The organism is Massilia antarctica (genome assembly GCF_015689335.1).
GTDB classification, from domain to species: Bacteria; Pseudomonadota; Gammaproteobacteria; order Burkholderiales; family Burkholderiaceae_D; genus Telluria_A; species Telluria_A antarctica.
In genome coordinates this window covers 6,310,859-6,331,894 of record NZ_CP065053.1, presented here as the reverse complement: position 1 = coordinate 6,331,894, position 21,036 = coordinate 6,310,859, and the positions used below count along the sequence as shown (strand labels likewise).

At 64.1% G+C, this 21,036-nt stretch carries 18 protein-coding genes; 12 read left to right on the top strand and 6 right to left on the bottom strand.

Annotated elements, in window-relative coordinates; genetic code table 11:
• Positions 1–22: 22 nt before the first annotated feature.
• Both IV454_RS27780 and IV454_RS27775 read right to left on the bottom strand, forming a co-directional pair.
• Positions 23–565 carry an outer membrane beta-barrel protein gene (locus IV454_RS27780; RefSeq protein WP_206088787.1) on the bottom strand — a complete coding sequence of 181 codons (543 nt, stop codon included), beginning with the start codon at positions 563–565 and terminating at the stop codon, positions 23–25.
• 182 nt (positions 566–747) lie between these two features.
• Positions 748–1,440: a DUF6445 family protein gene (locus tag IV454_RS27775; RefSeq protein WP_206088786.1), complete on the bottom strand. Its 693-nt coding sequence runs from the start codon at positions 1,438–1,440 to the stop codon at positions 748–750.
• A 155-nt stretch (positions 1,441–1,595) separates the two neighbouring features.
• Here IV454_RS27775 and IV454_RS27770 point away from each other — a divergent pair, with 155 nt between their 5' ends.
• The 4 genes from IV454_RS27770 to IV454_RS27755 all read left to right on the top strand — a co-directional run bounded on the left by IV454_RS27770 (position 1,596) and on the right by IV454_RS27755 (position 6,407).
• Positions 1,596–2,831, top strand: coding sequence for an ABC transporter substrate-binding protein (locus IV454_RS27770; protein ID WP_206088785.1), 1,236 nt, complete (start codon positions 1,596–1,598; stop codon positions 2,829–2,831).
• Between the two features lie 92 nt (positions 2,832–2,923).
• Complete coding sequence (locus tag IV454_RS27765; protein WP_206088784.1) at positions 2,924–3,937, top strand: LacI family DNA-binding transcriptional regulator; 1,014 nt, start codon at positions 2,924–2,926, stop codon at positions 3,935–3,937.
• A gap of 395 nt (positions 3,938–4,332) precedes the next feature.
• Positions 4,333–5,706, top strand: coding sequence for a GH1 family beta-glucosidase (locus IV454_RS27760; protein WP_206088783.1), 1,374 nt, complete (start codon positions 4,333–4,335; stop codon positions 5,704–5,706).
• A gap of 119 nt (positions 5,707–5,825) precedes the next feature.
• Positions 5,826–6,407 carry a hemerythrin domain-containing protein gene (locus tag IV454_RS27755; protein WP_206088782.1) on the top strand — a complete coding sequence of 194 codons (582 nt, stop codon included), beginning with the start codon at positions 5,826–5,828 and terminating at the stop codon, positions 6,405–6,407.
• A 100-nt stretch (positions 6,408–6,507) separates the two neighbouring features.
• On the opposite strand, the gene IV454_RS27750 is transcribed toward IV454_RS27755, so the two are convergent.
• Positions 6,508–7,104, bottom strand: coding sequence for a hypothetical protein (locus tag IV454_RS27750; protein ID WP_206088781.1), 597 nt, complete (start codon positions 7,102–7,104; stop codon positions 6,508–6,510).
• 289 nt (positions 7,105–7,393) lie between these two features.
• Here IV454_RS27750 and modA point away from each other — a divergent pair, with 289 nt between their 5' ends.
• The 6 genes from modA to IV454_RS27720 all read left to right on the top strand — a co-directional run bounded on the left by modA (position 7,394) and on the right by IV454_RS27720 (position 13,532).
• On the top strand, positions 7,394–8,137 hold the full coding sequence (gene modA, locus IV454_RS27745) for a molybdate ABC transporter substrate-binding protein (RefSeq protein WP_206088780.1): 744 nt from the start codon (positions 7,394–7,396) through the stop codon (positions 8,135–8,137).
• 6 nt (positions 8,138–8,143) lie between these two features.
• Positions 8,144–8,818 (top strand): molybdate ABC transporter permease subunit, encoded by a 675-nt coding sequence (modB, locus tag IV454_RS27740; protein ID WP_206088779.1) that lies wholly within the window; start codon positions 8,144–8,146, stop codon positions 8,816–8,818.
• An 11-nt stretch (positions 8,819–8,829) separates the two neighbouring features.
• Entirely contained in the window at positions 8,830–9,909 is a 1,080-nt protein-coding gene (gene modC, locus IV454_RS27735) for a molybdenum ABC transporter ATP-binding protein (RefSeq protein WP_206092872.1), read from the top strand.
• Between the two features lie 6 nt (positions 9,910–9,915).
• Positions 9,916–10,320, top strand: coding sequence for a winged helix-turn-helix domain-containing protein (locus IV454_RS27730; RefSeq protein WP_370663759.1), 405 nt, complete (start codon positions 9,916–9,918; stop codon positions 10,318–10,320).
• Between the two features lie 299 nt (positions 10,321–10,619).
• The gene (locus IV454_RS27725; protein WP_229521882.1) at positions 10,620–12,596 is read left to right on the top strand and encodes a helicase-related protein; all 1,977 of its coding nucleotides are present in this window, start codon (positions 10,620–10,622) and stop codon (positions 12,594–12,596) included.
• 93 nt (positions 12,597–12,689) lie between these two features.
• Positions 12,690–13,532 carry a PEP-CTERM/exosortase system-associated acyltransferase gene (locus IV454_RS27720; RefSeq protein ID WP_307730183.1) on the top strand — a complete coding sequence of 281 codons (843 nt, stop codon included), beginning with the start codon at positions 12,690–12,692 and terminating at the stop codon, positions 13,530–13,532.
• Between the two features lie 6 nt (positions 13,533–13,538).
• Here IV454_RS27720 and IV454_RS27715 read toward each other — a convergent pair whose 3' ends face one another.
• Complete coding sequence (locus tag IV454_RS27715; protein ID WP_206088777.1) at positions 13,539–14,375, bottom strand: HesA/MoeB/ThiF family protein; 837 nt, start codon at positions 14,373–14,375, stop codon at positions 13,539–13,541.
• A gap of 143 nt (positions 14,376–14,518) precedes the next feature.
• On the bottom strand, positions 14,519–15,058 hold the full coding sequence (locus IV454_RS33630; protein ID WP_206088776.1) for a KGG domain-containing protein: 540 nt from the start codon (positions 15,056–15,058) through the stop codon (positions 14,519–14,521).
• Positions 15,059–15,483: 425 nt separating this feature from the next.
• Between IV454_RS33630 and IV454_RS27705 the strand changes: the two genes are divergently transcribed.
• Positions 15,484–17,580: a carbohydrate-binding protein gene (locus IV454_RS27705; protein ID WP_229521880.1), complete on the top strand. Its 2,097-nt coding sequence runs from the start codon at positions 15,484–15,486 to the stop codon at positions 17,578–17,580.
• Positions 17,581–17,706: 126 nt separating this feature from the next.
• Here the strand turns inward: IV454_RS27705 and IV454_RS27700 are convergent, their stop codons facing one another.
• Entirely contained in the window at positions 17,707–18,207 is a 501-nt protein-coding gene (locus IV454_RS27700; RefSeq protein ID WP_206088775.1) for a hemerythrin domain-containing protein, read from the bottom strand.
• Between the two features lie 270 nt (positions 18,208–18,477).
• Here IV454_RS27700 and IV454_RS27695 point away from each other — a divergent pair, with 270 nt between their 5' ends.
• Positions 18,478–20,925, top strand: coding sequence for a penicillin-binding protein 1A (locus IV454_RS27695; protein WP_229521879.1), 2,448 nt, complete (start codon positions 18,478–18,480; stop codon positions 20,923–20,925).
• Positions 20,926–21,036 lie beyond the last annotated feature (111 nt).

The window sequence follows — 21,036 nt, the reverse complement described above, 5'->3', positions numbered from 1 at the left end:
GTTTTTTTGTGGAACGGACAGCTTAGAACGAAAAACGCATGCCGGTCGACAGGATCGTCGCTTTCAGCGAACCATTTTTGCCTTTTGCGACGGTGCCGTAGTTTTCGTATTCGACAAACGCGGCGATGGTCTTGGTCACAGCGTAGTTTGCGCCAACGCCCAACAGCGCATCGGCCTTTTTCTGCTTGTCGTCACCTTCGCCAACCACGAGCTGCATGGTGCGGTTCTTGGCGATACCGAGCTTGCCGGTCAGGGCCCACTTCTCGCCCAGCGGCAGGGTGACGGTGCCGGCGGCGTAGAACGAACGCGCGCGCGAACCGCTGCGGTTGCCGCCGGTTTCGGCTCTGCCGAAGTGGGTAAAGCCGGCTTCGACGCCGAAGTTCTTGTCGAAGTTGTAACCGGTGAACAGCTTGACGCCAGCAGCGCGGTCTTTGAAAGTGCCTTCGCTGATGCTCAGAACTTGTTCTGCGGCACCAATACCGGCGCCAACGTAGGTGCTTTCGGCATGTGCTGCCATCGGAGCGCCTACGGCGGCCAGCATGGCGATAGCGAGTGTGTTTTTCACGTGAAATCCTGTAGATGGTTTGTAAAAATATGTCGCCAAATGTCGCCATTTAGCAAACGCAGGCGAAATTATATATCCATCAAGTTTATAAAATGCTTCCGGGTATCGTTATGGGAACAAGTTTGGCCGATATTTGCTGTAAAACAACGCCTCCCTCGCCGCATATGCATGTTCACGGGGTGTCAGGCGCTGCGTTGACGGAAGCGGAAAAAGCCATTCATGGTGAGCCGGCCGCGGGCCGGGTCGCCGTGGAGCAGGGCGGGCACCTCGATCTGGGCCGCGTGGAAAATGGTGCCATCATAGAAAATGGCCCGGTTAAAGCACGCGGGAATGGTGCACAATTGCTCGAAGTGGGCATTCGATGCGGTCAGATAGCCGCTGGCGCCGGTGTGCGCTGCCGTGCCGGCATGGGCTGCGCGCAGCACGCGCGCGGTCTCTTCCAGCGAGCCGGCGGCGCGGTAAAAGCTGGTGCCACCCAGGCGCGGATCGTCGAACAGGTACACCACGGCCGCCGCCGCGCCCACACCAGGCGCCAGGTCGGCGCAGTCGCGATGGCACAGGCGCTGCAGCGGATGCAGGCGCTCCGGTGGCAGGGTGGCCAGCGCCAGACGCGCGGCCACGCTGATGGTGCGCTGGGCGCCCAAGGCGCGTCGCACATGCTGGATGAAGAATTCGTCCAGGCGCAAGGCCGTTTCCCGGCCCAGGTCCAGTTCCGGGCCGGGATAGTAATTGGCCGGGTCGACGGCAAAGCGGTCCTGGGCGGCGACGGCGTGCGCGACCACGGCATGCGGGTCGAGCAGAAAATCGTCCACGATGACGCACGGCGCCTGCCCGGCGATGGCGACGTAACGGACCTGCGGACGCGGATTGAACACGGCGGCTCCCTGCAAAGTGGGGTGAAAACGATGTCACGCAGCGCCACGATGGCCTTACGCGTTGACACTGAAATTCGTTGAATGATATAGTCAACCGACAAGATTGGAAAGCCTTCCAATCCAAGGCGGACGCAGACCCGCTTTCACAGGAGACCATGTTGAAACAACGAATTCTGGCCGCCGCGCTGGCGCTGGCAAGTGCGGGCGCCGCCTTTGGCGCCGCTCCCAAGACGGAAGTGATCCACTGGTGGACTTCCAGCAGCGAAGCGGCCGCGGTGCGCACCATCGCCGACGCCTACCGCGCCGCCGGCGGCGTCTGGACCGATACCGCGATCGCCGGCGCCGACCAGGCGCGCGCGGTGGCGATCAACCGCATCGTCGGCGGCAATGCGCCGATGGCGGCCCAGTTCAACACCACCAAGCAGTTCACCGACCTGGTGGAGCAGGGCATGCTCAATAACGTCGACGACGTCGCCCTCAGGGAAGGCTGGGACAAGTTCCTGCCCGAGCCGGTGCTGAGCGTGATCCGGGTCAAGGGCCATTATTACGCGGTGCCGGTCAACATCCACATGCAAGCCTGGATCTGGTATTCCAAGGCCGCCTTCCAGAAGGCCGGCATTGCGAAAGAGCCGGCCAGTGTCGACGAACTGTTCGCCGCGCTCGACAAGCTCAAGGCGGCCGGCTTGATTCCGCTCGCGCACGGCGGCCAGCCGTGGCAGGAAAACATCCTGTTCCTGTCGATGCTGGCCCACATGGGCGGCACCGAGCTGTATCTGAAAGTGCTGCGCGACCGTGACCCGGCGGCCATCAATTCGGAGGCCTTCCGCCGCGTCCTGCTTAATTTCAAGCGCCTGCAATCGTATGTGGACGCCGGCGCGTCGGGCCGCAACTGGAACGACGCCACCGCCCTGGTCATTGCCGGCAAGGCCGGCATCCAGGTGATGGGCGACTGGGCCAAGGGCGAATTCGGCGCGGCGCACCAGAGCGCCGGCAAGGAATATGGCTGCATCGCCGGCTTCGGCCCGCGCTCGCCGTATCTGATCCAGGGCGACGCCTTCGTCTTCCCCAAGACCGACAACGCGCAGCAGATCAAGTACCAGAAGCTGCTGGCCAGCGTGATCGTGGCGCCGCGCACCCAGATCGCCTTCAACAAGTTGAAAGGCTCGATTCCGATCCGCGGCGACGTCGATGCATCCGGCATGGACCCCTGCGCCAAGGCCGGCATGGCGATCATGAAGGACCGCACGCGCCACGTCGGCATCGGCGAGGTCTATCTCACCCCGGACCAGAATGGCGCCATGCAGGACGTATTGACATCGTTCTGGAATACCAAGATGCCGGTCGAGAAGGCGCAAAAGCTGATCGCCGCCGCCCTGCGCAACGAGCAGTGACACGGCGCGCGCGGCGCGCGCTTGTGAGAGGGCGCCCGAATGCAGTATGCTGCGATTTTTGCAGTTCCCATTTTTGAACGGAAGAAGCGCGCGTGGCAACTCTCAAAGACGTAGCACTGCGGGCCGGCGTCGGCCTTGGAACGGCATCGCGTGTCGTCAGCGGCAAGGGGGCGGTGTCGCCCAAGACCCTGGCGCGGGTCCAGAAGGCGATCGAGGAACTCGAATTCCATCCCTCGTACGCGGCCCGTTCGCTGATGCTGGGCAGCTCGCAGATGATCGGCGTGTACATTCCCTACCTGAGCGGCACCTTCTATACGCCGATTCTCAAGCTGATTTACTCGGAATTGCGCGCGGCGGGACTGAACATGGTGGTCGGTTTCGGCATCGGCAGCGACGACGAGCGCACCCAGGCCGTGCAGGGGATCGATTTTCTCAAGGAGCGCGGCTGCGACGGCGTGCTGGTGATGAGTAATGTGCTGCGCGATGAAGACATCGAGGCGCTCGGGCCGCGCAAGGCGCGCCTGGTGCTGCTCAATCACAGCGTGCCCTCGATCGCCGCGCAGAGCTTCACCATCGACCATTTGTACGGAGGCCGCCTGGCGGCGCAGGCGCTGCTGCGCGAGGGTCACCGCGATATCGCCGTCATCGCCGGGCCGCGCGGCGCGCCCGACAACGTCGAGCGCATCGATGGCTTCTTGAGCGAGCTGGCGCAAGCCGGCATCGATATCGGCGGCCTGTGGGTGGCCGAGAGCGATTTCGCGCCAAAGGGCGGGTGGGAAGCGGCCAGGGAGCTGGCCGAATCGGGCTATCCGTTTACCGCCGTGTTTTGCGCCAATGACGACATGGCGGTGGGGGCGCTGTCGTATTTCCAGCAGGCCGGGGTGGCGGTGCCGGAGCAGGTTTCGGTGCTTGGATACGACGACACCAACAGCGCCGAATACACGGCCCCGCGCCTGACCACGGTGCACATGCCGTGGACCGAGATGACCTTGAATGGCTTGAATTGCCTGCTCAATCGCTGCTACGACATGGAGCGGCCGGTGACGCATGGGTATCCGGTGACGATTGCGATGCGGGCGTCGCTGGGGAAGGCGAAGGATATTTAGGGGGGGGGCAGGCCGGTAGCGCCGCGGGTAACCTTGCACCCGTCGAGCCGTCGAGCCGTCGTTCCCGCCACTGGCCGAACCGTCGTCCCCGCGCAGGCGGGGACCCAAGTTCGTCGAGCCTCCGGTGGCTGCGGCACAGACTTGGGTCCCCGCCTGCGCGGGGACGACGGTTCAGCGGTTCAGCGGTTCAGCGGTTCAGCGGTTCAGCGGTTCAGCGGTTCAGCGGTTCAGCGGTTCAGCGGTCAGCGGTCAGTGCCCACTGCCCACTGCTCAAAACAGCACGACTGAGCGATCAAATAATCCCCCCCATCGTCCTTGCCGGGGCTTTTTTTTGTGGTAAAGTGGAAGCGATTCCAATTTCTCATCGAGCAACTTTAACACTGACCGATCTCTCTATGACCAACCAGAAAAACGACCCGCACCAGCCCCTCGCACGCGCCAGTTTCGGCGACGACTTCCTGTGGGGCTGTTCAACCTCGGCCTTCCAGATCGAGGGGGCGGGCAGCGCCGACGCGCGCGCGGTGTCGATCTGGGATACCTTCTGCGCCACCCCCGGCAAGATCCGCGACGGTTCCAACGGCGCCGTGGCGTGCGACCATTACCACCGCTGGCCGGAGGACTTCGACATCGGCCAGTCGCTCGGCCTGAACGCCTACCGCTTCTCGATCGCGTGGCCGCGCATCGTCAGCGGGGTCGGGGCCGCGCCCAACGAAGCGGGACTCGACTTCTACGAGCGGCTGGTGGACGGCATGCTCGAACGCGGCCTGCAACCGTGGGCTACCCTGTACCACTGGGACTTGCCGCAATACCTGCAGGACCAGGGCGGCTGGGCCAGGCGCGATACCGTGGCCGCGTTTGTCGACTATGCCGACGTGGTCACGCGCCGCCTGGGCGACCGGGTGCGCCACTGGATCACCCACAACGAGCCATGGTGCACCGCCATGCACGGCAATCTCGATGGCATGCACGCCCCGGGCCTGCGCGATGCGCCGACCGCGCTGCAGGTGTGCCACCATGTCCTGCTCTCGCACGGCCTGGCCACGCCGGTGATCCGCGCCAACGTGCCGGACGCGCAGGTCGGCATCGCCCTCAGCCTGCACCCGATCCGGGCCGCCTCCGCCAGCGAAGCGGACCGGCAAGCCCTGCTGCGCCACGACGGTTTCCGCAACCGCTGGTTCCTCGATCCGCTGTACGGGCGCGGCTATCCGCAGGAAACCCTGGCGCTGCTGGGCGACGCCGCGCCCGTCGTGCTGGAGGGCGACATGCAGGCCATCGCCGCGTCGACCGATTTCGTCGGCCTGAACTATTATTTCCCCGAAGTCGTGCGCGACGCGCCCGGCGCCGGCTTCCTGCGCACCGAGGTGGTTTTGCCGCAAGAGCGCGAACGCACCGATTTCGGCTGGGAAGTCGCGCCCGACGGCCTGACCGAACTGCTGCTGCGTATTTCCCACGAATACCAGCCGGCCGAGGTGTACGTCACCGAAAACGGCTCCTCCTATGACGATGTGGTGCAGGCCGACGGCAGTGTCGACGACGAGGCGCGCCGCAGCTACCTGGTGCGCCACCTCGCCGCCCTGCGCGCGGCCCAGGAGCAGGGCGTGCCCGTGAAAGGGTATTTCGCCTGGAGCCTGCTGGACAATTTCGAATGGTCGGAAGGCTATCTGCGCCGTTTCGGCATTGTTCACGTCGACTTCGAGACCCAGGCGCGCACCGTGAAAAGCAGCGGACACTGGTATCGGGAGTTTTTGCACGGACGCAACGAGCGCTGAGCGTGCTTGAATGCACGGTTTTTCGTGCAGTTCGCCGACACGCCAATGAGGCGGCGTCCTACGCGCAGAGGAAGCGGGCGTCTTTAAGATAAGGGCACGACTTTTCAGGAGAAACCATCATGTTTTCTTTGAATAAATTGAGCCCTTCCGTAACCGACATGATCCGCTTCGATCACTCGCACGTGCTGGTCACCTTCCACCAGTACACGAGCGCCGCTCGCGCGAGTGTCAAGAAGGCCTTGGCCGAAACCATTTGCGACGCGCTGGAAATCCATGCGACTCTGGAAGAGGAAGTGTTTTACCCGGTGCTGCGCCGCCTCAACGGGGCCGAACCGGTGATCCAGAAGAGCGAGCCGGAACATGATGAGATGCGGCGCCTGATCGCGGAGTTGCGCGCAACCGCGCCGACCGACCGCCGCCACGATCAATTGCTGCATGAATTGATGCGCGACGTGATGCACCACGTGGCCGATGAAGAAACCGTACTGCTGCCCGAAGCCGAACGCATGCTGGACAAGGACCGCCTGAACGAGCTGGGCGCGCAAATGACCAGGCGCCGGCTGGAATTGCTCAAACCAAAAGTCGGCAAGATCGCCGCCAACACGGCGGTCGGCTTTTCCGGCAGTACCACGGCGATCGTGGTCGGACTGGCCAGTGCGCTGCTTGCGGCGCGGGTCGTATCGAAAAAAGCGGCGGCCTGAGGGAGCATCGTCCCGGCCCCGCTGTCCGCCGAAACGGGCGGCGTGCCGGCCGCCGCATGGGCTGCCGGCGCGGCCGGTTCGGCCGTCAGCGCCCGGGCGCTCACGGCATCAGCTGGTGCTTGCGCACGATGGCGCCGATCGGTTCGCGGTCGCGCGCGACGATCTCGTACAGCTTTTTGTAGTGATCATTGCTCCAGTAGGCGAGCAGGCGCTCGCGTTCCGCCTTGCCCAGCACCCGTTCCACCCCGTCGAGTTCCAGGTAGATCACCAGCAGATGCTCCTGCGACGAGGCCAGGCTGTCGGCGCCGTCGGGATAGCCGACCGCCAGCACGGGGTAGCGCTGCCTGATCTCGCGCAGCGCCAGGCGGGTCTGGCTGCGATGGCGCGACAGCCACCAGTGCATCTGCTCGTGGATGAAGGTCGAAACGAGGGCACCGTCGTCGTTGTAGTGCCTGGTGTGGAGGGTGAGCACCGGATGGCTGTGAGGAATCGTTTTTTCGTCGACGACGATCTTGTCGGTCTGGATCCACGTGCTCAGATCGTGGGCGGCCGTCAAGCGTTCGAGCTGTTTTTTCAAGTCCTGCTCGTGCGCGCTGCCGTGTTTGAGGGAAATGTCCAGGCTGGCGCCGGAGGCGGGCAGGGCCAGCGCCGCGGCGATCAGGAGGGCGAGCATGCTGCGTACTGATGAAATCGACATAAAACTCCGCAAAAGTGGCCCCGGCCGCAAGCAGGCAGGCAGACGCGCGAGTGCGCGCCCCCGCATCCTGCCATATGCTTGCAAACTTGCAAAGCTTCCTGCCGCTACAACTCTTCCCACGGGTCGGCGCCACCGTTGGCCGGCGCGGGCTGCTCGCGTCGATGCCACAGGTGGGGCGATGATTGCGCGTGCGCCGCAGGCTTGTAAGGTCCGGTCTCATCCATTGCGTCGTATATAATCGGATACAGCGCTGTCCGCGGCGTCTCTCTATCCCCGACCGGAGTGTTGCATGAAACGATACGCCAAGGTGTGGCTTGCTTTGATGATGGCCGGCACGGTCCACGCCGAGGACGTGCACGTTGCCGTGGCCGCCAATTTCAGCGCCCCGATGAAAGAGATCGGCGAGCGCTTCGAGCGCGAGACGGGGCACAAGGTGCTCGCCACCGCCGGCGCCACCGGCAAGTTCTACGCCCAGATCAAGAACGGCGCACCGTTCGAGGTGCTGCTCGCGGCCGACGACGAGACCCCGGCCCGCCTGGGCCAGGAGGGCAGCGCCGTCGCCGAAACCCGTTTCACCTATGCCATCGGCAAGCTGGTGTTGTGGAGCACGCAAGCTGGCGTGGTGGACCCGCAGGGACGGGTGCTCGCGCAAGGCAGCTTCGCCCATCTGGCCATCGCCAACCCCAAGCTGGCGCCGTATGGCGCGGCCGCGATGCAAACCCTGGACAAGCTCGGTGTGCGGGAGCGCCTCGCGCCGCGCCTGGTGCAGGGCGACAGCATTGCCCAGACCCATCAATTCATCGTGTCCGGCGCCGCCACGCTCGGCTTTGTCGCCATGTCGCAAGTGTTCAGCGGCGGCAAGCTGCAATCGGGATCGGCCTGGGTTGTGCCGGCCGGCATGTACTCGCCGCTCCGCCAAGATGCCGTGCTGCTGGAGCGGGGCAAGGGCAAGCCGGCCGCGCTCGCCTTCCTGCGCTATCTCAAGAGCGAGCCGGCGCGCGAGGTGATCCGTTCCTATGGCTACGACCTGTAGCGCCGCATGCTGAGCGCGGACGACTGGGGCGCGGTCTGGCTGACCCTGAAACTGGCGAGCACGGTCACCGTGCTGCTGCTGTTGCTGGGCACACCGGTCGCATGGTGGCTGGCGCGCACCCGTTCGCGCGCCAGGAGTGTGGTGGGCGCCATCGTTGCGCTGCCGCTGGTGCTGCCGCCGTCCGTGCTCGGCTTTTACCTGCTGGTGGCGATGGGGCCGAACGGCCCGCTCGGGCAACTGACCCAATGGCTCGGCCTGGGTTTGCTGCCCTTCACCTTTCCCGGGCTCGTGATCGGCTCCCTGCTGTACTCGATGCCTTTCGTCGTCCAGCCGCTGCAGAACGCCTTCGAGGCCATCGGCCCGCGTCCGCTGGAAGTGGCCGCCACCTTGCGCGCCAGCCCGCTCGACACCTTCTTCTCGGTGGTACTGCCGCTGGCCCGGCCCGGCTTCATCACCGCCGCCACGCTCGGCTTCGCCCACACGGTCGGCGAGTTCGGCGTCGTCATGATGATCGGCGGGAACATCCCGCAGCAGACGCGCGTGGTGTCGGTGCAGATTTACGGCCATGTGGAAGCGATTGAATATGCGCAGGCCCACTGGCTGTCCGGCGGCATGCTGGTGATCAGCTTCATCGCCCTGCTCTTGCTGTACCGCTTCAATCCACCGCGCAGGACGCTGTGACGGCCGCCCCGATGATCCGGATGCGCTTCGACATCCGCCGCAGCGGCTTCGCCATGCAGGTCCAGCTCGACTTGCCGGGACGCGGCGTGAGCGCGCTGTTCGGACACTCCGGCTCCGGCAAGACCACCTTGCTGCGCGCCATTGCCGGGCTGGAGCGCCACGCGGGCGGCTACCTCGAAGTCAACGGCCAGCTGTGGCAGGATGATGCGGCCGGCGTGTTCGTGCCCCCGCACCGGCGCGCGCTCGGCTATGTCTTCCAGGAAGCCAGCCTGTTCCCCCATCTATCGGTCCAGGGCAATCTCGATTTTTCCCGCCAGCGGGCGCGCGCCGCCGGCGCCGACCAGGCGATGGCGCACGCGGTGGCGCTGCTGGGCATCGGCCATCTGCTGGCGCGCCGTCCGGACGGCCTGTCGGGCGGCGAGCGCCAGCGCGTGGCGATCGCCCGCGCCATGCTCAGCGCCCCGCAACTGCTGCTGCTCGACGAACCGCTGGCCTCGCTCGACGGGCGGCGCAAGGAGGAAGTGCTGCCCTACATGGAGCGGGTGCAGGCCGAGCTGGCCATTCCCATGCTCTACGTGAGCCACTCGACGCAGGAAGTGGCGCGCCTGGCCGACCACATCGTGCTGCTTGACGGCGGCCGCGTGCTCGCCAGCGGGCCGGCGGCCGACACCCTGGTGCGGCCCGAGGTCACGCGCGCCATGCAGGACGATGCCGGCGCGCTGGTCGACGCCGTGGTCGAGGCTATCGACAGCGTCTACGGCCTGCTGTGCCTGAAGGCGGCCGGCGGCGCCATGTTCATCGCGCACACGGCGCTGGCGCCGGGCACGCGGCTGCGGCTGCGGGTGCTGGCACGCGACGTCAGCGTGACCTTGCTGGCGCAGGCCGGCAGTTCGATCCTCAACCAGTTGCGTGCGACGGTCGCCCAAATGACTCCCGGCAACGATCCAGCCCATGTCATGGTGCGGCTCGACGCGGGCGGCACGACGCTGCTGGCGCGCATCACGCGGCGCTCGCGCGACCAGCTGGGGCTGGAAGTGGGCATGCAAGTGTGGGCCCAGGTCAAGGCAGCGGCGCTGGTCTCGGGCGGCTGAGGCGCTATGGACGACAAGGACGACAAGGACGACAAGGACGACGACAAGGCGGGGCGCATGGACGAGGGTATCGCCGTCAAGGTGCGCCTGCTGCGTGGCGGCAAGATCGCCATGGGGCCGGGCAAGGCCGACCTGCTCGACGCGATCGGGCGGACTGGCTCGATCAGCGCAGCGGCGCGGGCGATGGGCATGTCGTACCGGCGCGCGTGGCTGCTGGTGGACATCATGAACCGCAGCTTTGGCGCGCCCTTGGTGCGCAGCGCGGCCGGCGGCAGCCGGGGCGGTGGCGCCAAGGTGACCGCGACGGGCATGCAAGTGCTGACCCACTACCGCGCCATGCAAGCCGCCGCCAGCGCCGCCGCCGGCCCGCACGCCGCCGCCCTCAGCAAACTCCTGCGCCCCGGCGACTAGTCCCACAACCGGGGTCTGACCTCTGATTAGAAATGTTTCGAACCAGACGTCTCACTCCGCTTGTACCGCCACCTTTCAACTGGCAATTCACACGAGCTCCCCCTATGATGCCGGCGCTGCTTGTGCCGTTCATCCAGGTTGATGGAACCACATTGTTGCGTGATTGCACGTAGTTCTGCCCTCAAATGCATAAATGTTTCGAATCAGAGGTCAGACCCCGGTTGTGCTCTCGGGACCACGGATCGGCCGCAGACGCGATATAGTTGGCGTTCATAGAATAAACAATCCGACCCGTACCAATGACCGTATCCATAACTCAGCAATTTCCTCCTTCCACCACCGACGATAGCGACGATGATGCCCTCATCGCCGAACTGGGTTTCGCCGACCAGCAGGTGCGCCTGGTAAAGATGGAGGGGCGGGTCTTCCTGCAATTTTCCGGCGAGGTCGATGAAGGCGGCCTGAACGTGCCTTATCACCTGGTCCCGGCCCAGGGCGTGCTGGCCAAACCCGGCAAGTGGCGCAAGATGGATCCGGATGCCCGCCGCGCCCTGCTGCGCGAACGGGTTACCCCGCGCGCCATCGACGAGCTGCACCAGAGCGTGCGCGTGTTCGTGCGCGATATCTGCGGCGAGTGCGAGGACCACAACCTCGATGCCGCGACCTTCCTCGGCCCGCTGTTCGAGGTCGATACCTCCGAGCCGGCCAGCTATCTGTTCGAGCGCATCGCGCAGCGCGTGGCCCACGCCGTCGAGCGCGCCCAGGAGGAGCGCCACGCCGAGCGTACCCGCGCCAGCATCAACCTGGCCGAATATCCCGATTCCTTCGAGGTGGCGCGCCGCCTGCCGCGCAAGTTCATCGCCTTGCTCGGCCCGACCAATTCGGGCAAGACGCACCGCGCGATGGAGGCCCTGGCCAAGGCCAAAAGCGGGGTATATCTGGCGCCGTTGCGCCTGCTGGCGCTGGAAAATTTCGAGCGCCTGCAAAGCGCGCGCCCGCACGGCAAGCCGCTGGCGGTCAGCCTGGTCACCGGCGAGGAGCGCCGCATCGCGGACGACGCCACCCACGTGGCCAGCACGGTCGAAATGCTCGATACCCGCACGCCGGTCGAGGTGGCGGTGATCGATGAAATCCAGATGCTGGCCGACCGCGACCGCGGCGCGGCCTGGACCGCGGCCGTGTGCGGTGCGCCAGCCTCGGTGGTGTATCTGGTCGGTGCGCCGGAAGCGCGGCGTGCGATCGAGGCGCTGGCCGAACGCCTCGCATGCCCGCTGGAAGTGCACGTGCTCAAGCGCATGGCGCCGCTGTCGATGGAGCCGGCCGCGGTGCGCAAGTTGCGCAACCTGAAGCGCGGCGACGCGGTGATCTGCTTTTCGCGGCGCGAGGTATTGATGTGGCGCGACATGATCACGGAGATGGGCTTGTCGGTGGCTACCGTGTACGGCAACCTGGCGCCGGAGGTGCGGCGCGCCCAGGCCGAGCGCTTTCGCGAGGGCAAGGCCGATATCGTGGTCGGCACCGATGCGCTGGCAATGGGTTTGAACATGCCGATCGAGCGCATCGTGATGACCACCAGCGTCAAGTACAACGGGGTGGAGGAAGAGGAAATTTCCGCCTCGCTGGCGCGCCAGATCGCCGGCCGCGCCGGACGCTACGGGGTGCACGAGGAGGGCAAGGTGGCCGGTTACGATGATGAAACGCACGAGGTCATGCGCGCCTTGCTCAAGGAAAAGCTAGCGCCGCTCAACGCCACCGGCTTTTCGGTTGCGCCGTCGGTCGAGCATCTGCATCGCATCGCGGCCGTGACCGGCGAAACCTCGCTGGTGCGCCTGCTCAGACGCTTCGTCCACAATATCGATGTGCCGGACGGCTTTTTTTATCCGCGCATTACCGAGGAGCAGTCCGAGCGCGCCGTGTGGCTCGATACCTTGCCCTTGTCGGTGGCGGAGAAATTCATGCTCTCGCTGGTGCCGGTGTCGACCAGGGTACCGTCCTTGCAGCGCGCGTGGGAAATGTGGGCGCAGTCGCTGGCCAAGAAAAAAGTGTGCAAGCTGCATGAGGACAGCGGCCAGCTGGCATGGCAGAACCTGCAGGAAGTCGAGGATAGCTGCCGCCTGTATTCGGCCTACGCCTGGCTGGCCTACCGCGCGCCGGAGTTCTTTCCCAGCGTGGCGCTGGCGCAGGAGTTGGCGCGCAGCGCGTCGGAACGGGTCGATTCGATCTTGCAGTCGCAAAACGCGGCGGCCCGCAAGCGCCACGATAAAAAATTCCGCTAAATCCCTGAAGGAAACATTATTGTTGTGCCAAGATTATCAAAATAGGGTATTGTTGCACCACTGACATTATTTAATGCAGGAAATCTTGCCGAAATGGCAGAATTTCGATGCGTAACGATCCCTATGCTGCTTTTCTTTCAGCGCTTGTTCGGCAGGCGTGATCTGCTGATACCGCACTTTGAGTTCAATACGATAGCGCGGGCCGCGCCGGGTTCGGAATTGCTCACACGCATACACCGCCTCCGTTACGAGGTGTACTGCATGGAGCGCGCCTTCCTCGATGCTGCCGCTTATCCGGACGGAATCGAGTCGGACCATTGGGATGGACACGCGGCGCACGTGGCCGCCCACGCGCGCGATGGCGATATTGTCGGCACCGTGCGCCTGGTGTGTCCCGCCGAGGGGCAGGCCTTTCCGTTCGAGGCGCAGTGTGAGGTGTTCGACGAGCTTGTCTTGCCGCCGCGCGCCGAGTCGGCCGAAGTGTCGCGCCTGATCGTCCAGAAGACGTTTCGGCGCGGCGCCGGCAAGGGCGGGGCCGACTCCCCGGATGGCGTGGAAACAGATGCGCGCGCCCGGCGCCACGGTGGCGCGAGCGGGAATGCGGGCCGCGCCAACGATTCCTTGCTGTTGCTGGGCATGTACCGCGCGCTGTATCGCTACAGCGTCGCCAACGGCATTCGCTACTGGTATGCGGCCATGGAGCGCTCGCTGGGGGGCTCGCTGGACAAGATGGGTTTTCCGCCGGTGCCGATCGGTCCCGAGGGCGACTATTACGGCCCGGTGACCCTGCACCTGGTGGACTTGCGCGACCTGGAGCGCCGCGTCGCGGCGGCCAGCCCATTCATGATGGCCTGGTTCAGGGACGAGAAGATGCCGTTCTGGCTGGTCGTCAAGACCCTGGCCGGGCGCGCGCTGCGCGGCGCAGCGCGCTTCTGAGGCAGTTCATTCGCTGATGTCGATCAGCCTGGTGGTGTGGTTGCGGAAGCTGTGCACCACCATCCGTGGCGAGGCCGGCACGTTCATCCCGGCCAGCATGTCGTGCATCATCGACAGCGCCAGGGCGGCCACAGTGAAGCTGCCCACCGCGATCTGCGAGGCCGGGCAGGGCCGGCCATCTTCCATGACCGTCAGTGCCTTGCCAACCTGTTCCACGACTTGCGGGTCGAGGTGGGCGCCGATGCGGCCCATGATCTTGCCAAACACGGCCGCGTAGCTGGCCTCGCCCGGGCTCTCGCTGTGCGCGCTGCGCAAGTCGTGCGCGATGATGGCGGGCAGCGACGCGGTCGAACCTGGCGGAAAATACAGGACCCCGGCGCCGAAACCGATCGACAAGGCGGTGAAGACGGGCTTGCCCAGTGCCTGCGCCGTGCTGTGCAGGCCGAGAATGGCGTCCAGGTCGAGAAAGTCGATGGTATCGAAGACGATGTCGGCCTGCTCTACCAGGGCATGGACATTGTGCTCGTCCAGATTGGCGTGCACGGCCTCGACCTGCGCCTGCGGATTGATGCGCAAGATGTGTTTTTTGAGGGCAGCGACCTTGGCCACGCCGATATCGTCGAAGTCGTAAAACTGGCGGTTCAGATTGTGTGCGTCGACCGTATCGCCATCGACCAGCACGAAGGACGTAAAACCCATGCGCGCGGCGGCAATGGCGGTCGAGGCGCCCAGCCCGCAGCCGGCGATGAGCAGGCGGCGCGTGCGGATGCGGTGCTGGGTGTCCTGGGCGACATAGCCCGCGTTGCGCGTTACAAAAGTGTCGTAGTCAAAGCCAGCAGTCATGCCATCCCCGGGGAAAAGTTAGATTCCAGGCATGGTAGTGCATTTAGATATGATTGTCTCGTTGGCAATTAAAATAGCCTGCGCGAAGGCAGGCTATGGTCCACTTCCACTACCCCGCACGGGCGGGGCAGGGCATGGCGGGATTACTTGGACGTTTTGCTGCCCGAGCTGGAGCCCGAACCGGAACCCGATTTGGAGCCGCCCGAGCTGGCGTTGGAGCCGCCCGACCGGCCGCCCGAGGACGAATCGTCGTCCGAGGAGCCGCTTTGCTTGTTGCCGCCGCGCGAGGAGCCACTGTCGGAGTCGCTCTTGTTGCTGGCCGACGAACCGCGCGATGATCCGCTGTCGGAATCGCTCTTGTTGCTGGCCGAAGAGCCGCGCGACGACCCGCTGTCCGAATCGCTTTGCTGGTTGCCGCCGCCGCTGTGGCTCAGCTTGCCGGCTTCGCGGGCTTCTTCGGAGGTGAACTCATGGGCATGGCCGGAAGCATGGGCTGCACGGCCGCCTTCGGCAGCGATTTCACGCTGCTGTTCAGGATCCATCGAGGCAAAGCCGCGGTTGCTGGTGTCGCTCTGGTTGTTGCCCTGGCCGCCCTTGCTGCCGCTTTGCGCGCCGCTGTCCGACTGGTTGTTACCTTTGTTGCCACCTTGATTGTTGCCGCCTTGATTGTTGTTCGATGCCATGGTGATTTCTCCTAATGTTTTAATCGAAGGAACTGCAAGAACTACCTTGTTTCCGCCGCCGGACTGGTGTGTTCGTCAGCGAGTAGAGACATCTTAGGTCAGCGCGCCGAACGTTGGAGTAGGAGCACTCGCAAGCATCGTGTAGGACTAAAGTAAGTAGGGCCCGCCGGGATTGGCTGACCAAATTTGTTGTCGGAAAGGCCTCTGTTCCCGCGTACATATTTCCCGTCACGCGTCGAGGCTGGCGCCACTTCAAGCTTCGTTTCCGTATAGCTTTTTATATTTACGTTGACGCCGCAAGGCGAAGCCAATACCATCGACTGCACGGTTTGGGAACGTTTCCATGCCAAGTGACGCATCCTTTGTCTTCCCCCGGCTGCGCGGCATGCCAGCGTGCCGCCTCTTATAACAACAGGAGACTTTTCATGGAATCTACCCTTCACAGGGATGTCAGAATGGCGTTACCGGCCTTGGCCGGCACCCTCGCCGCCGCCTTGTTCAGCACCGCGTGCGCGGCCCAGACTGCCTTGCCCGGCAAGCTCGAAGCGGAAAGCTACGCGTCGATGCAGGGCGTGGCCACCGAGGCGACCTCGGACGTGGGCGGCGGCGCCAATGTCGGCTGGATCGAGACCAACGACTGGATGAGCTATTCGGTCAACCCGGCTACCAGCGGCTGGTACACGGTGCAGTACCGGGTGGCCTCGGCCGCCGCCACCGGCCAGCTGGTGCTGAGCCAGAACGCGAAAGACATCAGCGATACCGTAAGCGTGCCCAACACCGGCGGCTGGCAGACCTGGTCCACCATCAGTTCGCGGGTCTACCTCAATGCCGGGCCGCAGAACCTGGCCGTGTTCGCCAAGGGCGGTGGATTCAACCTGAACTGGATCAACTTCACTGCCGAGAACACCCCCGTGGCCTTGCCGGCGATCCGCCAGGACGGGCGCTACTGGGTCGACAGCAGCGGCAAGCGGGTCAACCTGCGCGGCGTCAACCTGGGCAACTGGCTGCAGATGGAGTTCTGGATGCTGAACAACAGCATCTCCAACAGCAACGGAGCGGTCAATGACCAGTGCACGCTCGAAGGCACCCTGGCCGGGCGCTTCGGCAATGCGGAGAAAGAACGCCTGATGGGCGTGTACCGCGATAGCTGGATCACCACGCGCGACTTCGACCTGATGAAGGGCATGGGCATGAACGTCATCCGCGTGCCGTTCTACTTCAGTCTGGTGGAGAACGAATACAGCCCCTACAACTTGCGCGCCGACGCCTGGAAGCATCTGGACTTCGCCATCAACGAGGCGGAAAAGCGCGGCATGTATGTGATCCTCGACCTGCACGGCACCGTCGGCGGACAAGCGGCGGCGGGCGAGCAGCACGATGGCTGCATCGGCGCGGCCCAGTTGTGGACGAACGCGGGCTACCGCGACCGCACCAAGTGGCTGTGGGACAAGATCGCCGAGCGCTACAGGGGTCGCAACGCCGTGGCCGCCTACGACTTGCTGAACGAGCCGTGGGGGACCGACGCGACCACCCTGGCCAATTACGCCTACGAGCTGTTCAACGTGGTGCGCGCGAAAGACCCGAACCACATGATCCTGCTGCCGGGCCACAACAGCGGCATCGATGCTTACGGCAATCCGAACACGCGCGGCCTGAGCAACGTGGCGTTCTGGATGCATTTTTATCCCGGCCTGTGGGGCTGGAATGAAGTGCCGGGCGCCGTCAACCAGGCGAACATGCACGCCAACTGGCTGCACTGCAATGCCAGCGGCACGGGCGAGAGCTGCGACTGGAATACAAAGCTGACCGGCTTGAACACACCCTTCCTGATCGGCGAATTACAGCCCTGGACTTTGCTGGGCAGCTACGGTGGACAGATCACCCGCAAGACCTACGATGCCTACAATATGTACGGCTGGGCGGCGACCAGCTGGGCGTACAAGAACGTCACCTACGGCGGCTCGAATGGCGATACCAATAGCTGGGGTTGGGGCATGGTGACCAACAGCAGCAATGGCGGCGGGATGGGAAGCCTGAATGTCAGCACCGCGTCGAACGCGCAGATCGAAAGCTATTTCCGCGGTTTCGCCACCCAGCCGCTGGTACGCAATGAAAGCATTGCCTACTGGATGAACTGGAAACCGGCGGTGGGGGCGCGCATCGAAGCGGAAATGTTTACCACGCACAGCGGCATGCGCATGGAGACGACGTCCGATGCGGGCGGCGGATTCAATGTGAGCAATGTGGATAACAATGACTGGATGAGCTATCCGATCAATGTGCCGAAGACCGGCTGGTACCAGCTGCAATTCCGGGTTGCCAGCATCTATAACGGTGGGCAATTCGTGTTGAGCAAGAACGGCAGCGACCTGGCGACGGTGACCGTGCCCAATACCGGTGGATGGCAGAACTGGCAGACGGTGACGGCGCGGGCGTATCTGCAAGCCGGACAGCAGGACCTGGCCATTTTCGCGCGCGTGGGCGGGTGGAACATGAACTGGTGGCAGCTGAACGCGGAGTAAGCCGGAGGGGGCCGCGCCGCCAGCCGGCGTGCCTCCTAAACAAACGATTCCCCGACAGCCAGCGCTGACACTGGCAGGCTGTGGGGGAACCGGCTGCCATCCCGCCGGGGCGGGGGACTATCTCGATTACACGGTAATCTGCGCCTTGCGCTCGGCAATTTGCTGCCCCAGCGCTTCCAGATCCAGGCCAGCCTCTCGTGCCTTCGGAAACATCTCGTTCTCTTCTTCCTCGACGTGGTGCTCGATCATTTCGGACAGTACTTTGACCTTGGCATCGAACAGCTCTTCGGTCGCTTCCATCTCCATGATCTGCGCGATCAGGTCTTTCGCTGATGCGTGCTCGACAGTTGCTTCGTCCACCAGATCTTCATTGCTCTTCGTCGCGGCACGCACTGCCGGGTAGAAAATTTCTTCCTCGGCCGTCGCATGCTTGGTCAGTTCAGTGCAGATCTGCGTGGCCAATTTTTTCTTGGTCGCATGTGCGCGGTCGCCCAGCCCTTCAAACTGCTCGAACATTTGCTTGACGTTCTCGTGGTCTTCGGTCAGCAGCGCAATCGCGTCCTGGGCTTCCTGGCCGCCTGGCATGGACTTGGGCGTGGTACGGGTGGTCGACGATGAAGTTCTCATAATGTGCTCCTGATATTTTTTGTGGTAACTATTGCGCTACCGGGTGGCTGGGATCTTTCCTGGCTGCCTGTCTTGTAGCAGAGAACTCATGATAGGCGGCTTCAATCGTGCGGGGAGTAGGCGCACTGGCAACATCGGCGTAGGACAAAACCACGTACGGCTATCAGGAACCATCCCTATGCGCGCCGCCACCGCCGATGGATGCGTGCGCCCCAGTCCCCTCGGATATACTGTCAGGCAAGTTAATGACTATTAAGCAAGGAAGTGACAGTGGGTGACGATCGCAATCTGGCAGGACGGCTGGGACAGGGCTTGCGCGCCGCCGGCGAGCAGCTTCGGCGCGGACGCGGCTATCTGATGGCGCAGCCGCCATATAAACGCATCGCTCTGGCGCTGCTCTGGTGTGTGGCCGCCCCCCTGTTGCTGCTGCTGGTGTGGGTGCTGATCTTGCTGCCGTTCACCCCCGGCGTGGCGGACCTGAAGCAGGCGCGCGCGGCCAAGGCCTCGATCCTGGTCTCGGCCGACGGCAAACAGCTGGCCAGCTTCGAGGAAGGCTTGCAGGAGCGGGTCAGCCTGGCGCAGATTTCACCGCACATGATCGCCGCCCTGATCGCCACCGAAGACCACCGCTTCAAGGACCATCACGGCATCGATTTCAGGCGCACCCTGGCGTCGGTGTTCTACACCCTGGGCGGCGACGCCCAGGGCGGCTCGACCATTACCCAGCAGCTGGCGCGCAATATGTTCCCGGAGGAGGTAGGCCGTGCGCGCAACATCAACCGCAAGCTCAAGGAAATGATCACGGCGCTCAAGATCGAATCGGCCTACAGCAAGGACGAAATCCTGGAAGCCTATCTGAACACGGTGCCTTTCCTGTACAACACGTTCGGCATCGAAATGGCGGCGCGCACCTATTTCGATACCACCGCCGCCAAGCTCGACATCCTGGAAAGCGCCACCCTGGTCGGCATGCTCAAGGGGACCAACTACTACAATCCCGTGACCAATCCCGGGCGCTCGGTACAGCGCCGCAATGTGGTGCTGTCCCAGATGCGCAAGCACGGCATCCTCGATGACAAGCGCTACGATAGCTTGCGCCGGCAGCCGCTGCGGGTCTCCTTCTCGCGCCAGGCCGAGCGCAACCTGACCGATACCCACTTTACGGCCTATGTGCGTAAATGGCTGATCGACTGGGCCGACGAGAACGACTACGACGTCGAGCGCGACGGCCTGGTGGTCCACACCACGCTCGACTACGCCTTGCAGGAAGCGGCCATGAAGGCTGTCGAGCGCCAGGGCAATGCCTTGCAGATCATTGCCGACGTCGAATGGGCGCAGCCCGACAGCGGCAACTCCGGCTCGGCCGGCGCCTACGCCGGCATGCACGGCTCGGTGACCCCGTTCGAGTATTTCTGGCGCTCCAAAGGGTCCCTGGTGAATGCCTTCATCCGCGAAACCCGCGAGTACAAAAAAGCCATCGACAGCGGCGACACCAGCGCGGCGGCCCTCAAGCGGCTCAAGGCCGACCGCCCCTTCATCGCACGCTTGCGCGCCGCCAAAACGCGCCTGGAAACGGGTTTTGTGGCGATGGATCCGGACACCGGCCACATCAAGGCATGGATCGGCAGCCGCGACTTTCATAAAGAACAGTACGACCACGTGGTGCAGGCCGCGCGCCAGCCCGGCTCGACCTTCAAGCCGATCGTCTACGGCGCCGCGCTGGAAAAAGGCTTCGCGCCGAATCGTCCTTACCGCGATGCCGTGACGAATATCAAGGCGGGCGACGGCACCATCTGGCGCCCGACCGATATGAGCGGATCGAGCGGCAACATGATGACCATGCGCGATGGCCTGGTGTTTTCCAAAAACACGATTACCGCCCAGGTCATGCAGGATGTCGGGCTGCCCGGCATCATCAAGCTGGCGCGCGACCTCGGCATTCGCAACAGCAAGCTCGAACCGGTCCCTTCGCTGGCCTTGGGCACCAGTCCCGTAACCCTGCTGGAAATGGTGAACGCCTACAGCAGCATCGCGGCCCAGGGGCAGTACCGCAAGCCTGTGTTTGTCACCAGCATCACCGACCGCTCGGGCAAGGTGGTGGCGCAATTTTCCGACCCGAAGTCGGAGCAGGCGATGTCGGCGCAGAACGCGGCCGACCTGATCGACATGATGCGCGGGGTAATCAATCGCGGCACGGGCACGGCCATCCGCTATCGCTTCGGCATCAATGGCGACGTTGCCGGCAAGACCGGCACCACCCAGAACAATACCGACGGCTGGTTCATCATGATGCATCCCAAGCTGGTCGCCGGCGCCTGGGTCGGCTTCAACGATAACCGGGTCACCATGCGCAGCAGTTACTGGGGGCAGGGCGGGCACAATGCGATCCTGGTGGTCGGCGACTTCTTCAAGGCCGCGATTGGCGAAGGCAAGGTCGATGCGGCTGCCGTGTTCCCGGGCGGACGCCGCCCGGCGCCGGTGCCGCAGGGAGAAGTACCGGGTGATATCGGCGAGGAAGCGGGCGAGATGCAGCAAGAAGGCGTGGCCCCAGCGCCGCCGCCCGCACCCGACCCGGACGATACGGAAGAGGGCGGGCAAGGGCCGATCGATGGCGAGCACGCCGATCCGCAATCCGGCTTGCCACCGTTGCCGCAACCGATGTCGCCACCCGCGCCGCCTGAACCCGATTCCGGCGGATCGCAGCAGCAGCGCGAATAGGAAAAAACCAGCGGGCAAATGATGCCCGCTGTGTCAAGGTGGCGACGAAGAAAAAGCAATATTTCCTCTCGGCTATGATAATCGCGCATATTTACGCTATCATCGACGTTT

What these genes read in the sequence shown, in the direction of transcription:
- IV454_RS27770 (WP_206088785.1), top strand. Translation starts at nt 1,596, where the DNA reads ATGTTGAAACAACGAATTCTGGCCGCCGCGCTGGCGCTGGCAAGTGCG.
- IV454_RS27760 (WP_206088783.1), top strand. Translation starts at nt 4,333, where the DNA reads ATGACCAACCAGAAAAACGACCCGCACCAGCCCCTCGCACGCGCCAGT.
- IV454_RS27755 (WP_206088782.1), top strand. Translation starts at nt 5,826, where the DNA reads ATGTTTTCTTTGAATAAATTGAGCCCTTCCGTAACCGACATGATCCGC.
- IV454_RS27750 (WP_206088781.1), bottom strand. Translation starts at nt 7,104, where the DNA reads ATGTCGATTTCATCAGTACGCAGCATGCTCGCCCTCCTGATCGCCGCG.
- modA (WP_206088780.1), top strand. Translation starts at nt 7,394, where the DNA reads ATGAAACGATACGCCAAGGTGTGGCTTGCTTTGATGATGGCCGGCACG.
- modB (WP_206088779.1), top strand. Translation starts at nt 8,144, where the DNA reads ATGCTGAGCGCGGACGACTGGGGCGCGGTCTGGCTGACCCTGAAACTG.
- modC (WP_206092872.1), top strand. Translation starts at nt 8,830, where the DNA reads ATGATCCGGATGCGCTTCGACATCCGCCGCAGCGGCTTCGCCATGCAG.
- IV454_RS27730 (WP_370663759.1), top strand. Translation starts at nt 9,916, where the DNA reads ATGGACGACAAGGACGACAAGGACGACAAGGACGACGACAAGGCGGGG.
- IV454_RS27725 (WP_229521882.1), top strand. Translation starts at nt 10,620, where the DNA reads ATGACCGTATCCATAACTCAGCAATTTCCTCCTTCCACCACCGACGAT.
- IV454_RS27720 (WP_307730183.1), top strand. Translation starts at nt 12,690, where the DNA reads ATGGCAGAATTTCGATGCGTAACGATCCCTATGCTGCTTTTCTTTCAG.
- IV454_RS27715 (WP_206088777.1), bottom strand. Translation starts at nt 14,375, where the DNA reads ATGACTGCTGGCTTTGACTACGACACTTTTGTAACGCGCAACGCGGGC.
- IV454_RS33630 (WP_206088776.1), bottom strand. Translation starts at nt 15,058, where the DNA reads ATGGCATCGAACAACAATCAAGGCGGCAACAATCAAGGTGGCAACAAA.
- IV454_RS27705 (WP_229521880.1), top strand. Translation starts at nt 15,484, where the DNA reads ATGGAATCTACCCTTCACAGGGATGTCAGAATGGCGTTACCGGCCTTG.
- IV454_RS27700 (WP_206088775.1), bottom strand. Translation starts at nt 18,207, where the DNA reads ATGAGAACTTCATCGTCGACCACCCGTACCACGCCCAAGTCCATGCCA.